The organism is Shewanella sp. ZOR0012 (genome assembly GCF_000798835.1).
Lineage (GTDB): Bacteria > Pseudomonadota > Gammaproteobacteria > Enterobacterales > Shewanellaceae > Shewanella > Shewanella xiamenensis.
Genome location: NZ_JTLE01000094.1, coordinates 4,660,465 through 4,672,765, shown reverse-complemented (window position 1 = coordinate 4,672,765; position 12,301 = coordinate 4,660,465). Strand labels below are relative to the sequence as shown.

The following is a 12,301-nucleotide window of genomic DNA, read 5'->3' as shown; positions in this document are numbered from 1 at the left end:
CAATGGTATTCAAGTGTCACTGTTTATTGATGCTGATAAGACGCAAATCGATGCCGCCGTTGCCTCTGGCGCGCCACTTATCGAAATCCATACAGGTTGCTATGCCGACGCTAAAACTGCTGAGGATGAGGCCAAAGAGCTTGCCCGTATCAGCGAAATGGCAAAATACGCTCACGGCAAAGGGTTGGTAGTGAATGCTGGCCACGGGCTGCATTATCACAATGTTAAGCCGATTGCGGCAATCCCTGAGCTGTATGAACTCAACATCGGCCATGCCATTGTTGCGCGAGCGGCCATTGATGGCTTAGCGACAGCGGTTAAAGATATGAAAGCGCTGATGTTAGAAGGTCGTCGAGGCGAATAATGGCAATCGTTGGGCTTGGCACTGACATAGTTGAAATCGAGCGTATCACGGCCCATGTGGCACGTTCCGGCGATAAGCTGGCCAAACGCGTACTGACAGAGGCTGAGTTCGATATCTATCAACAGCATAGCCAACCGAGCCGCTATTTAGCTAAACGCTTTGCCGCCAAAGAAGCCGCCGCTAAAGCTTTGGGGACGGGGATTGGTCGTGGCGTATCTTTTCAGCATATCCACATTGGCAATACGACTGATGGTGCTCCAACGATTAACTTTACTGAAGGGGCGCTGCAACGTTTAGCTTTGCTCAATGGTGTGATTGGGCACATTTCAATCGCAGATGAAAAATCCTATGCCATTGCGACAGTGATCCTCGAGTCTCGCTAGTCTCTTACCTTGTACGAAAAAGGGAGCTTTAAGCTCCCTTTTTATTACTCAAAACACTCGGCAACATTTTTGTTACTTTTTACTGTTCAGTTTGGCATTTTTGGGCTAGGTTAGGTCAAAAGTTTTATCTATAAACTAATTTGCAGGGACACAGCAAAAGGAGCCCATGATGAAATCCGCCGTAGAGCAGTTATCAACCTATAAAAGTGTGCATTTAAATCCGCGAAATATTCGAACTCATTTTATTGGTATTCCATTAATTATATGGTCGGCATTTCTATTATTAGCGACAATCCGTATTCCACTTGGTAGTGCTGCCGATGTGAGTTTAGGTGTGATTTTAGGGGCTGGCGTGCTGGTTTATTATTTTCGTTTGCATGCAAAGTTAGCGATTGGTCTGGCCTTGTTTATCGCCCCCGTCGTGTATTCAACAGAGTTAGTGGCCTCCTCTCCCAACGCCTTCTGGTTGGCTATATCGGTATTTATCGTCGGTTGGGTTTTTCAGCTGATTGGCCATCAATACGAGAAGGCAAAGCCTGCCTTTATTGATGATTTAAACCAACTGTTAATTGGCCCGTTTTTCTTAATGGCCGAAGTGTATTTTATCCTGGGGCTAGAAAAAGATTTAGATGCCGAAATTACACCTATTGCGATTGAGAAACGCCGTGCACTCGAAGCGCGGCTGAAGACGCAAAGCGTTAAATAATCTCTTGGGGGAGAGGGAAATAGGCTGAATTCCATTTGGATTCGGCCTATTTTTTATCTGTAGTAAAGTTAGCGGGGTGGTTGATAATGCTGTGGGATAATTCGCACTGTTTTGACCATATTGTCAGCGACTTCAATGACTTCTAGCGGGTAGCCTGCAAGGCGTAGGCTCGTGTTTTCGGAGGGGATGTCCTCCAAATACTCTAAAATCAGGCCATTGAGGGTTTTAGGACCATCGGTTGGAAAATCCCATTTCATCTCTTTGTTCAAGTCTCGGATGGTGATACTGGCATCAATCAAATAACTCCCATCCTGTTGTTGGTTAATCTCTTCACTCGCGGTTGGTAACATTGAAGTGGTGAAGTCGCCGACAATCTCTTCGAGGATATCTTCGAGTGTTACCAGTCCTTGAATGTCACCGTATTCATCCACGACGAGGCCAATACGTTCTTTGTTGTGCTGAAAATTGGCTAATTGCACATTGAGTGGTGTGCCTTCAGGAATAAAGTAGAGCTCTTTGACGGCGCGCAGCAATGAGGATTTACTGAACTGCTCTTTTGATTGCAAGCGCAGCGCATCACGCAGATGAATAAAGCCGACAGCATCGTCAATGGTATCGCGGTAAACCAACACGCGAGTATGTGGGCTTTGGATCACTTGGCGATTGATATACTTAAAGTCATCATTGACGTTAATTGCATAGATATCCGAGCGTGGCACCATGATATCTTCAACAGTAACTTTTTCTAAGTCTAGGATCGATAACAACATTTCTTGGTGGCGTTGGGGGATCAATGCGCCAGCTTCATGAACGACTGTGCGAAGTTCTTCCTTGCTTAATGCATCGCTGCTGTTGATAGACTTTATCCCCACTAAGCGCAGTATGCCCGTGGTGATGAAATTGACGCTAGTGACGACATAGGAAAATACTTTCGATAGGGCGATAAGTAAATAGCTTGATGGAAAGGCGATACGTTCAGGATTGAGTGCGGCAATGGTTTTAGGTGTGACTTCACCAAAGACGAGCACGACCAATGTCAGTACCCCTGTCGCAATAGCGACCCCTAAATCGCCCCACAAACGCATTCCGATAATCGTGGCGATGGCTGAAGCGAGAATATTAACGAGGTTGTTACCAATCAAAATCAAGCCAATTAAGCGGTCTGGACGTTCAAGTAACTTGAGGGCACGAATGGCACCTTTGTGACCATTTGAGGCGAGATGCCTTAATCGATAGCGATTAAGAGTCATCATGGCGGTTTCAGAACCTGAAAAATAGGCAGAGAAAAGGATAAGCACCAATAAGAAAATGAGGAGTGCGCTTGTCGATATAGCGTCCAAAAATAGGCTCCAATTAGGCCGATAGGGTTAAGTTGATACCGAGAAATAAACGGGGTGTCAAGTCAGCTTAGCGAGTAAGCACCTAAGCTGACTTGAAATTATTAACTAAGAATTAATTCTTTGACAATGCGAGCGCCAAAATAAGCTAAGGATAACAAGGTTGCACCAGTTAAAGTGTAAATGACTGCGGTGCGAATCTTACAGCCAACCCAATACTGCTGCCACAGCATAGCGATATACACGAACCACGCGATAATTGACAAAATCGCCTTATGGCCTTTGCCATCGGCAAACATGTCATCGAGGAAGATAAAGCCTGTGGCCAGGGATAAGCTCAGTAAAATGACCCCAATAATTACAAGATGATAGAGCTGTTTTTCTACCGTCATCAGTGGTGGAATGCTAGGGCTTAACATGAGTTGTTTCTTTTTGAGCTTGTTTTGGATCATCGCCAGTTGAATCGCGTACAGGGCGGCGATCATCAGGGCGCTGTATGCCATGAGAGAGAGGACAACGTGCGCTAAGACTTCAGGATACAGCTCAAAGTGAGTAATAAACTTAGGCGGCAATAACCAGAGCAGGGCTACAGAGAGCACGGAACAGGCATAAACCACGGGCACAACCACAATCACTTTTAGCCTAAACATCATCACGGTAAAGGTGAAGGCGATGATCCAGTTCACTAACGAGATCACATTAGTGAGGCTGAAGTTTTGTCCATCAGGGGTAAATATCGCTTGTGAGAGGGCGGCTGCGTGTAGAATCACCGCAATCGCTGCGATACCTGCAACGGCTTTACGATTAGGGCCTTCAGGATGGAAGAGCCGGCTTGTCACTAATACCAATGCGATGCAATAAAAAAACATGGCTGAGGCAGAAAAAATGACCATGGGTAATTAACCTATTCGTGTTGTTAAAGGTGCCTTATATCCCCAAACTACTTGAAACTCGTATTTTCAGATTGTTTGAGTTTTAACTGGGCATACAGATCAATATTTTGCCTAGAATAGCATGAGCTATCGGCAAATGGGCAGTGACATAAGTTGCAAAATTTAGCAGATTCTTATTGTTAGGTGTAAATAGTCGCCGTCAAGTCGCAAAATAAGTGTGGTAGCAGATTAAATGCCTAAGTTAACGCAACCGGGGCGTAGCAGTAGCATAATACGCACGCATGGTTATAATACTGCCCATTAATCGAGATCCTTAAAGGTATAGAGCAGGACGATGTTTGAGAATCTAACCGACAGACTGTCACGCACGCTGAAAAACATCAGTGGCCGTGGTCGCTTAACTGAAGAAAACGTTAAGGAAACCCTGCGCGAAGTGCGTATGGCACTGCTGGAGGCCGATGTTGCCCTGCCTGTAGTGCGTGAGTTCGTTAACAATGTTAAAGAGCGCGCCGTTGGCCAAGAAGTGGCGAAAAGCCTAAGCCCAGGCCAAGCCTTTATTAAGATAGTTCAAAGCGAACTTGAAAAATCCATGGGCGAGGCGAATGAAGCCTTAGATTTGGCGACTCAGCCACCCGCAGTGATTATGATGGCGGGTCTGCAAGGTGCGGGTAAAACCACCAGTGTCGCCAAATTAGGTAAATTACTGCGTACTCGCCATAAGAAATCCGTATTGGTGGTCAGCGCCGACGTTTATCGTCCAGCGGCGATTAAACAGCTTGAGACCTTAGCGACCGAAGTCGATGTGGAGTTTTTCCCATCGGACGTGAGCCAAAAGCCAATCGATATCGCTAAGGCGGCCATTGCCCACGCTAAACTTAAATTTATCGATGTGGTGATCCTCGACACCGCGGGTCGTCTGCACGTCGATGAAGCGATGATGGATGAGATCAAGGCGCTGCACGCGGCGGTTAAACCGATTGAGACACTGTTCGTGGTTGATGCCATGACAGGTCAAGACGCGGCGAACACGGCCAAAGCCTTTAACGAAGCGCTGCCGCTCACCGGTGTGATTTTAACTAAGGTCGACGGTGATGCGCGCGGCGGTGCGGCATTATCGATTCGCCACATCACAGGCAAGCCAATTAAATTTTTGGGTGTGGGTGAAAAGACCGATGCCTTAGAACCTTTCCATCCTGACCGTATCGCCTCACGCATATTAGGTATGGGTGATGTGCTCTCACTTATTGAAGAAGTGGAGCGTGGCGTCGATAAAGAAAAGGCGATGAAGCTGGCTTCCAAAGTGAAGCAGGGCGGTAGTTTCGATCTCGAAGACTTCCGTGAACAGCTGCAGCAAATGAAAAACATGGGCGGCATGATGAGCATGATTGAAAAGCTGCCCGGTGTTGGTCAGTTGCCGCCGGATGCTTTAGCGCAAATCCAAGATGGTAAAATGACCCGTCAAATGGAAGCCATCATTAACTCAATGACGGCGAAAGAGCGTAAAAACCCTGATTTAATTAAGGGCTCACGTAAGCGTCGTATTGCTGCGGGTTCGGGGACTGAGATTCAAGATGTAAACCGTTTATTGAAACAATTTACCCAAATGCAAAAAATGATGAAAAAAATGTCGGCTAAGGGCGGCATGCAAAAGATGATGCGTGGAATGCGTGGCATGATGCCTGGCGGAATGAAATTTCCTGGGCGCTAATCTCAACGATTTTCATCAAAGTTGATGTCTTATCAGTTGGTTGATTGTATTTGGAATGAGGCGGGCAATTCTATGGCAGGTTTAATAATCGCCAGATTGGGTTGCATTCGTTGAAAAGTCAGGTAAAATCTTCCGGCTTTCTATCTGGGACTCTTCGCGAACACGGGGTTCCAGTTTTTATTTTTGCTTCAAGCAAATCATTAGAGGATTGAAAACGCATGGTTACCATTCGTTTAGCTCGTGGTGGCGCTAAAAAGCGTCCATTTTACAACATCGTTGTTGCTGACAGCCGTAACGCTCGTGACGGTCGTTTCATTGAGCGTGTTGGTTTCTTCAACCCATTGGCCCGTGGCCAAGAAGAAACTTTACGTTTAGACCTAGCTCGCGTTGAGCACTGGGTTGCGAACGGCGCTGCGACAACTGATCGCGTAGCAAAATTGATTAAAGACGCTAAAGCTGCTGCTTAATAGCGTTAAGGTATAGATTGATGAGCAGTAACCAACAGCCAGTCGTACTGGGGAAATTAGGCTCCTGTCATGGCATTAAGGGTTGGCTGAAAATCACCGCCTATACCGATTCTGTTGAAGGTATCTTTGATTATTCGCCTTGGCTTATTAAAGAAAATGGCGAATGGCGTGAAGTAAAAGTCACTCAGTGGCGTTACCAAGGCAAGGCCGTTGTAGCCGAACTTGAAGGTGTCACCACGCGGGAGCGAGCACAAATGCTCACCAATTGCGAAATTGGTATCCTGCCGCAGCAGATGCAATCATTGCCAGAAGACGAGTTCTATTGGCGTGATCTTATCGGTTGTGAAGTGATTAATAGTACCGGCTATAACATGGGGATTGTCGATCAAATCGTGGAAACCGGTTCGAACGATGTACTACTTGTTAAGGCCAACGCTAAAGATAGTTTCGGCAAAGTGGAACGTATGGTTCCCTTTGTCCCAGGGCAATTCATCTTAAAGGTGGATGTCCAAGGGAAACAGATTTTAGTGGATTGGGATCCTGACTTTTAAGTCGAGGTACAACATATGTGGTTAGGGGTAATTACCCTGTTCCCAGACATGTTTCGTGCCGTAACAGACTTTGGGGTTACGGGTCGTGCCGTGAAAAACGGTCTGCTTGAGTTGCACACGTGGAATCCTCGCGATTTCACCCATGATAGACACAGTACTGTGGATGACAGGCCTTACGGCGGTGGTCCTGGTATGTTGATGATGGTGCAACCCTTACGCGATGCCATTCATGCTGCGAAAGCAGCAGCAGGCGAAGAGGCAAAGGTGATTTACTTGTCACCTCAAGGACGCAAGCTGGATCAGCAAGGCGTTACTGAGTTGGCTAAATCATCCCGGTTGATTTTGGTGTGTGGTCGGTACGAAGGTATTGATGAACGCATCATTCAAACGGAAGTGGATGAAGAATGGTCGGTTGGGGATTACGTGCTTTCGGGCGGCGAATTACCCGCAATGACCTTGATAGATGCAGTATCGAGATTGGTTCCTGGCGTGCTAGGAAAACAAGCTTCGGCGGAGCAAGATTCTTTCTCCGACGGTTTACTGGACTGTCCTCATTACACACGCCCTGAAAGTCTGGATGGACTCGATGTACCTGCAGTACTGCTAAGTGGCAACCACGAACAAATTAGACTCTGGCGTTTGCAGCAAAGCCTTGGTAGGACTTTTCTAAGACGGCCAGAATTATTTGAAAATCTAGCTCTGACTGACGAACAATCGACTCTTTTAGCGCAGTTCGTTGAAGCAATGGACAAGCATGCTTAGTCGTAGCTCAGTTAATTCTAGAACGGAGTAAGTTATGAACAACATCATTAAAATGCTCAACGATGAGCAAATGAAACAAGACGTACCTGCGTTTGGTGCTGGTGATACAGTAGTAGTTCAGGTTCGTGTTAAAGAAGGTGATAAAGAGCGTTTACAGGCTTTCGAAGGCGTTGTAATTGCTAAACGTAACCGTGGCCTGCACTCTGCATTCACAGTACGTAAAATCTCTAATGGCGAAGGTGTTGAGCGTGCATTCCAAACGCACAGCCCTCTGATCGCTAGCATTGAAGTTAAGCGTCGTGGCCGCGTTCGTCGCGCCAAACTGTACTACTTACGTGATCGTTCAGGTAAATCTGCACGTATCCGTGAAAAGCTGGCTACTAAGTAACAGTACCCGCTACAGAAAACAAGACGTAGTGTTCGCACAGAAAACCGCCCTAGTGGCGGTTTTTTGTTGGCTGACGTTTTTCTTTTTAGCCGTATTGAGTGCGTTTCGGGTTAATACGGCTTTTGACAGAGAGCCACTATGCCCTCAAGCCTTTGCCTTGTCTAAAGCGCGTTGAACTCCCGCTGAATGAACAGATATTTAATACGATTGGTATAAATGCCGAATTTGTTAAATTCTTCCTTGATCTTCTGCCAATTAATAGGCATATTGGTCGCCTATTGTAATGGTGTATCATTACAATATTACATGGTGGCCTCGGCTATTTAATTCTTCCCCGCAGCGGTTTGAGATCCAGACTCCTGATAACCTGGGGATATGACTTCAGTTTTAGGTGGTAAGCATGCAACAGGATACGATCAATAACGTACACATCAGTTCAGAGAAAGTCCTTATTACACCGCAGGAGCTAAAAGCGACTCTGCCACTCTCTGAGCACGCGTATCGTTATATCCTCAATGCACGCAAAACCGTGGCTGATATTGTCCATAAGCGCGATCACCGCGTGCTTATTGTCACTGGACCTTGTTCTATCCATGATATCGATGCCGCCAAGGAATACGCTTTAAAGCTTAAAAAGTTACACGATGAACTCAGCGATGAGTTCTACATCTTAATGCGAGTCTACTTTGAGAAGCCACGTACCACAGTGGGTTGGAAGGGGATGATTAACGACCCCGATATGGATGAATCCTTCGATGTCGAAAAAGGCTTAAAGATGGCGCGTGAGCTGATGATTTGGCTCGCCGAGCTTGAGCTGCCCGTCGCCACCGAAGCGCTCGATCCTATCAGTCCGCAATATATTTCGGAGCTAGTGACTTGGTCGGCCATTGGTGCTCGCACGACTGAATCGCAAACCCACAGGGAAATGGCGTCGGGTTTGTCTATGCCCGTTGGCTTTAAAAATGGTACAGATGGAAAGCTCGATGTGGCAATTAATGCCCTTAAATCGGCGGCCAGCAGCCACAGATTTATGGGGATTAACCAACAGGGTCAAGTCGCTCTGTTGCAAACGGCGGGAAACCCCGATGGGCATGTGATCCTGCGCGGCGGCGTAACACCAAACTACGATGCGGCCAGTGTAGCCGAATGTGAAGCGCAGCTACATAAGGCCAAACTCAATGCGCGCCTTATTATCGATTGCAGTCACGGCAATTCCTCTAAGGATTACACCAGGCAAGTCCCTGTGTGTGAAGATGTATTTGCCCAGATCTACAACGGCAATAAGTCCATTATTGGCGTAATGCTAGAAAGTCATTTAAACGAAGGTAATCAAAGTTGTGATAAACCATTAAGCGAATTGGCCTATGGGGTTTCTGTGACAGACTCCTGTATTAATTGGGAAAAAACCGAAAGCGTTTTACGTGCGGGCGCATCGAAGTTATCTTCGGTATTGCCAACGCGTTTTGATATGCTCAAAGTGGCCAATGCTTGAGAGCAAATCTTAAGTGCCTAACGTTTAAACACCTTCCTTTTAGGTGGGTAGTGGACCGATAACATGAACGAAAAAACCACAACTGAATTAGAACACCTTCGCGGTCTTATCGACGGCGTCGACCAGCAATTGCTGCATTTACTGCGTAAACGGCTAGATTTAGTCGCGCAGGTGGGCACAGTTAAGCATGCCGCAGGCCTGCCGATTTATGCGCCGCAACGTGAAGCTGCAATGCTGGCAAAACGCCGCGAAGAAGCCAAAACCATGGGTATTGCACCGCAACTGATTGAAGATATTTTGCGCCGCTTGATGCGTGAGTCCTATCTCAATGAGAAGGATGTTGGCTTTAAGCAAGTGAAAAATGACTTAGGTTCAGTTGTGATTGTGGGCGGGAAAGGCCAGCTTGGTGGACTGTTTCAACAGATGCTGTCGCTCTCGGGTTACCAGGTCAAAGTGCTTGATAAAGACGACTGGCAGCAAGCGGAAACCTTATTTGCTGATGCCGGATTGGTACTGGTAACTGTACCTATCGCCATCACCTGCGACCTTATCCGTGCAAAACTAACCCAATTACCACAGGACTGTATTTTAGCCGACTTAACCTCTATCAAGACTGAACCGATGAATGCCATGTTAGCTGCCCACAAGGGACCCGTTGTTGGCTTTCATCCTATGTTTGGCCCAGATGTCGGCAGTTTAGCTAAGCAGGTTGTGGTGGTGTGTCATGGACGCGAAGCGGATAAATACCAATGGCTACTCGAGCAAATTACGATTTGGGGCGCGCGAATTGTCGAAGCCGAGCCTGAACGCCACGATAATGCGATGCAGTTGGTACAGGCGATGCGCCACTTCTCAACCTTTGTGTATGGCTTAAACCTTTGCAAAGAAGAAGCAGATATCGAAACTCTGCTGCAATTTAGCTCGCCCATCTATCGCTTAGAACTCGCCATGGTAGGGCGCTTGTTTGCCCAAAGCCCAGAGCTTTATGCCGATATTATTTTTGCCCAGCAGGACAGCCAGCATGCGATTGGCGATTATTTGGATAACTATCGCGAAGCATTAGAGCTATTAAAGCGGGGCGATAGGGAAGCGTTTATCAACCAGTTCCAAACGGTTGCTAAGTGGTTTGGTGATTTTGCGCCGCAGTTTCAGCGCGAAAGCCGCATGATGCTGCAATCGGTAAGTGATATGAAAACGAACTAATAATGAATGAGTTACCCATAAAAAATGCCCATCTTTGATGGGCATTTTTTATGGGTTTTGAGTCACTTTTATTGTGTAAATTAGTAACTGCTTAAGGTGATCATTCTCTAAGATTTGGCATTCAAGGTAAGAAAACACTGTCGCTTATTTTCGGTTTAGGTAGACTAATTTTAAACATGCATAAATAAAGCATGAATTTAAATTAGGAGTCTATCCATGTTCTGTATTCAGTGTGAGCAAACCATTCGTACACCCGCTGGCAATGGTTGTAGTTATTCCCAAGGTATGTGTGGCAAATTAGCGGCAACCTCCGATCTGCAAGACTTATTAATCTACATGTTGCAGGGTGTTTCCGTTTATGCGGTAAAAGCGCGCGAGTTAGGCATTGTAGATTCTGAAGTCGATACTTTTGTTCCTAAAGCTTTTTTCTCAACCTTAACCAACGTCAACTTCGATGATGAGCGGATCATTGCTTATGTACAGCAAGCTGCAACACACCGTGAAAATCTAAAAACAGCCTATGAAGCCGCTTGTGAAAAGAGCGGGAAAACGGCAGAGCAGATGCCGCCAGTCGCGCAGTTAGTGTTAGGCACAAGCAAGCTTGAAATGCTGTCTCAAGCACCAATCGCGTCGCTAAATAAAGACAAAAATAACATTCATGAAGATATTTTAGGACTTCGATTACTCTGTTTATACGGCCTTAAAGGTGCAGCCGCTTATATGGAGCATGCGCGTGTACTCGGTAAAACCGATGCTGAGATTGCTGCGGATTTCCATCAAATCATGGCGTTTCTCGGTGAACCGAGTGTTGATGCAGATAAATTATTCTCCACTGCGATGGAAATTGGCCAATTAAACTACCGCATTATGGCTTTGCTTGACGCGGGCGAGACCGAAGCCTTTGGTCATCCTGAACCGACAGTCGTCAACACTAAACCGGTAAAAGGCAAAGCTATTCTGGTTTCTGGCCATGATATGAAAGACTTAGAGCTTATCCTTGAGCAAACGGCGGGTAAAGGCATTCATGTTTATACCCATGGCGAAATGCTGCCCGCACTTGCATACCCAGCCTTTAAAAAATACCCCCATTTAGTGGGTAACTATGGTAGTGCATGGCAGAACCAGCAAAAAGAATTTGCCAACTTCCCTGGCGCGGTGGTGATGACATCTAACTGTATTGTTGACCCGAATGTTGGCCAATATAGCGACCGTATCTTTACTCGTAGCATCGTAGGCTGGCCTGGTGTGACCCATGTGACTGGCGATGATTTTTCAGTAGTGATTGAAAAAGCGCTAGCGCTCGATGGCTTCCACTACGATGAAATCCCACACAATATCACTATCGGTTTTGCCCGTAATGCCTTAATGGCTGCCGCCCCAACAGTAGTTGAAAATGTGAAAAACGGTTCTATCAAACACTTCTTCTTAGTCGGAGGTTGTGATGGTGATAAGTCGGAGCGTAGTTATTTCACCGATTTAGCGAAGTCTGCACCGAAGGATTCTGTCATCCTGACCTTAGGTTGTGGTAAGTACAAATTCAACAAGTTGGAATTTGGCGATATCAATGGTATTCCGCGTTTACTTGATATTGGCCAATGTAACGATGCCTATTCTGCTATCCAGTTGGCTATCGCGCTATCACAAATCTTTGAATGCGATATCAATGAATTACCATTGAATCTCGTGCTTTCATGGTTTGAGCAAAAAGCCATTGTGGTGCTGCTGACGCTGTTGTCACTCGGGGTGAAAAACATCCGTACTGGCCCAACGCCACCGGCGTTTTTAACGGCTAATCTTGCCAAAATTTTGGAAGAAAAATTTGGCCTGCGTAACACTACCACAGTGGAAGCCGATCTTAAGACCATGCTAAACGTAGCCTAGGTCGATTGATAGCATAGAATCACTGCGGCTTGACGATAAGGCCGCAGTGTTATGGATACAAAGATTATGAATATCAATACTCTACCCAATATCACTTTATCCTCCACGCCTACGCGTCAAGACAGTTTAAGTCAGTTAGTGTGTGTGGAACGTTGGAACGAAACCG

14 protein-coding genes are annotated in these 12,301 nt (G+C 46.3%); 12 read left to right on the top strand and 2 right to left on the bottom strand.

Going from position 1 to position 12,301, the window contains the following annotated elements:
• The 3 genes from L976_RS22140 to L976_RS22130 form a co-directional block, all read left to right on the top strand.
• A partial coding sequence (locus L976_RS22140; RefSeq protein ID WP_047540058.1) for a pyridoxine 5'-phosphate synthase occupies positions 1 to 364 on the top strand: 364 nt, incomplete at its 5' end.
• Complete coding sequence (acpS, locus tag L976_RS22135) at positions 364 to 747, top strand: holo-ACP synthase (RefSeq protein WP_047540057.1); 384 nt, start codon at positions 364 to 366, stop codon at positions 745 to 747. The genes L976_RS22140 and acpS, both read left to right, overlap by 1 nt.
• Before the next feature lie 169 nt (positions 748 to 916).
• Entirely contained in the window at positions 917 to 1,453 is a 537-nt protein-coding gene (locus tag L976_RS22130; RefSeq protein WP_047540056.1) for an Mpo1 family 2-hydroxy fatty acid dioxygenase, read from the top strand.
• 68 nt (positions 1,454 to 1,521) lie between these two features.
• Here the strand turns inward: L976_RS22130 and L976_RS22125 are convergent, their stop codons facing one another.
• Positions 1,522 to 2,793: an HlyC/CorC family transporter gene (locus tag L976_RS22125; protein WP_037415623.1), complete on the bottom strand. Its 1,272-nt coding sequence runs from the start codon at positions 2,791 to 2,793 to the stop codon at positions 1,522 to 1,524.
• A gap of 101 nt (positions 2,794 to 2,894) precedes the next feature.
• Positions 2,895 to 3,683, bottom strand: a complete 789-nt coding sequence (locus L976_RS22120) for a cytochrome C assembly family protein (RefSeq protein WP_037415626.1) — start codon at positions 3,681 to 3,683, stop codon at positions 2,895 to 2,897.
• A gap of 334 nt (positions 3,684 to 4,017) precedes the next feature.
• Between L976_RS22120 and ffh the strand changes: the two genes are divergently transcribed.
• The 9 genes from ffh (at position 4,018) to hcp (ending at position 12,135) form a co-directional block, all read left to right on the top strand.
• Complete coding sequence (gene ffh / locus L976_RS22115; protein ID WP_037431253.1) at positions 4,018 to 5,391, top strand: signal recognition particle protein; 1,374 nt, start codon at positions 4,018 to 4,020, stop codon at positions 5,389 to 5,391.
• 218 nt (positions 5,392 to 5,609) lie between these two features.
• A complete protein-coding gene (rpsP, locus tag L976_RS22110; protein ID WP_011071566.1) occupies positions 5,610 to 5,858 on the top strand; it encodes a 30S ribosomal protein S16 in 249 nt (82 codons plus the stop codon).
• A gap of 20 nt (positions 5,859 to 5,878) precedes the next feature.
• Positions 5,879 to 6,409: a ribosome maturation factor RimM gene (gene rimM / locus L976_RS22105; RefSeq protein WP_047540053.1), complete on the top strand. Its 531-nt coding sequence runs from the start codon at positions 5,879 to 5,881 to the stop codon at positions 6,407 to 6,409.
• Between the two features lie 15 nt (positions 6,410 to 6,424).
• The gene (gene trmD, locus L976_RS22100) at positions 6,425 to 7,171 is read left to right on the top strand and encodes a tRNA (guanosine(37)-N1)-methyltransferase TrmD (protein WP_037415633.1); all 747 of its coding nucleotides are present in this window, start codon (positions 6,425 to 6,427) and stop codon (positions 7,169 to 7,171) included.
• A gap of 34 nt (positions 7,172 to 7,205) precedes the next feature.
• Complete coding sequence (gene rplS, locus L976_RS22095) at positions 7,206 to 7,559, top strand: 50S ribosomal protein L19 (RefSeq protein ID WP_006080791.1); 354 nt, start codon at positions 7,206 to 7,208, stop codon at positions 7,557 to 7,559.
• 98 nt (positions 7,560 to 7,657) lie between these two features.
• Positions 7,658 to 7,843 carry a hypothetical protein gene (locus tag L976_RS23710; protein WP_081990942.1) on the top strand — a complete coding sequence of 62 codons (186 nt, stop codon included), beginning with the start codon at positions 7,658 to 7,660 and terminating at the stop codon, positions 7,841 to 7,843.
• Positions 7,844 to 7,959: 116 nt separating this feature from the next.
• Positions 7,960 to 9,051 (top strand): 3-deoxy-7-phosphoheptulonate synthase, encoded by a 1,092-nt coding sequence (locus L976_RS22090; RefSeq protein ID WP_037415636.1) that lies wholly within the window; start codon positions 7,960 to 7,962, stop codon positions 9,049 to 9,051.
• Positions 9,052 to 9,114: 63 nt separating this feature from the next.
• Positions 9,115 to 10,254, top strand: coding sequence for a bifunctional chorismate mutase/prephenate dehydrogenase (gene tyrA / locus L976_RS22085; RefSeq protein ID WP_037431256.1), 1,140 nt, complete (start codon positions 9,115 to 9,117; stop codon positions 10,252 to 10,254).
• Positions 10,255 to 10,470: 216 nt separating this feature from the next.
• Positions 10,471 to 12,135, top strand: a complete 1,665-nt coding sequence (gene hcp, locus L976_RS22080; RefSeq protein ID WP_047540048.1) for a hydroxylamine reductase — start codon at positions 10,471 to 10,473, stop codon at positions 12,133 to 12,135.
• The last annotated feature ends 166 nt before the right edge of the window (positions 12,136 to 12,301 follow it).

Coding starts and splice junctions, on each gene's coding strand:
- acpS (WP_047540057.1), top strand. CDS start 364: ATGGCAATCGTTGGGCTTGGCACTGACATAGTTGAAATCGAGCGTATC.
- L976_RS22130 (WP_047540056.1), top strand. CDS start 917: ATGAAATCCGCCGTAGAGCAGTTATCAACCTATAAAAGTGTGCATTTA.
- L976_RS22120 (WP_037415626.1), bottom strand. CDS start 3,683: ATGGTCATTTTTTCTGCCTCAGCCATGTTTTTTTATTGCATCGCATTG.
- ffh (WP_037431253.1), top strand. CDS start 4,018: ATGTTTGAGAATCTAACCGACAGACTGTCACGCACGCTGAAAAACATC.
- rpsP (WP_011071566.1), top strand. CDS start 5,610: ATGGTTACCATTCGTTTAGCTCGTGGTGGCGCTAAAAAGCGTCCATTT.
- rimM (WP_047540053.1), top strand. CDS start 5,879: ATGAGCAGTAACCAACAGCCAGTCGTACTGGGGAAATTAGGCTCCTGT.
- trmD (WP_037415633.1), top strand. CDS start 6,425: ATGTGGTTAGGGGTAATTACCCTGTTCCCAGACATGTTTCGTGCCGTA.
- rplS (WP_006080791.1), top strand. CDS start 7,206: ATGAACAACATCATTAAAATGCTCAACGATGAGCAAATGAAACAAGAC.
- L976_RS22090 (WP_037415636.1), top strand. CDS start 7,960: ATGCAACAGGATACGATCAATAACGTACACATCAGTTCAGAGAAAGTC.
- tyrA (WP_037431256.1), top strand. CDS start 9,115: ATGAACGAAAAAACCACAACTGAATTAGAACACCTTCGCGGTCTTATC.
- hcp (WP_047540048.1), top strand. CDS start 10,471: ATGTTCTGTATTCAGTGTGAGCAAACCATTCGTACACCCGCTGGCAAT.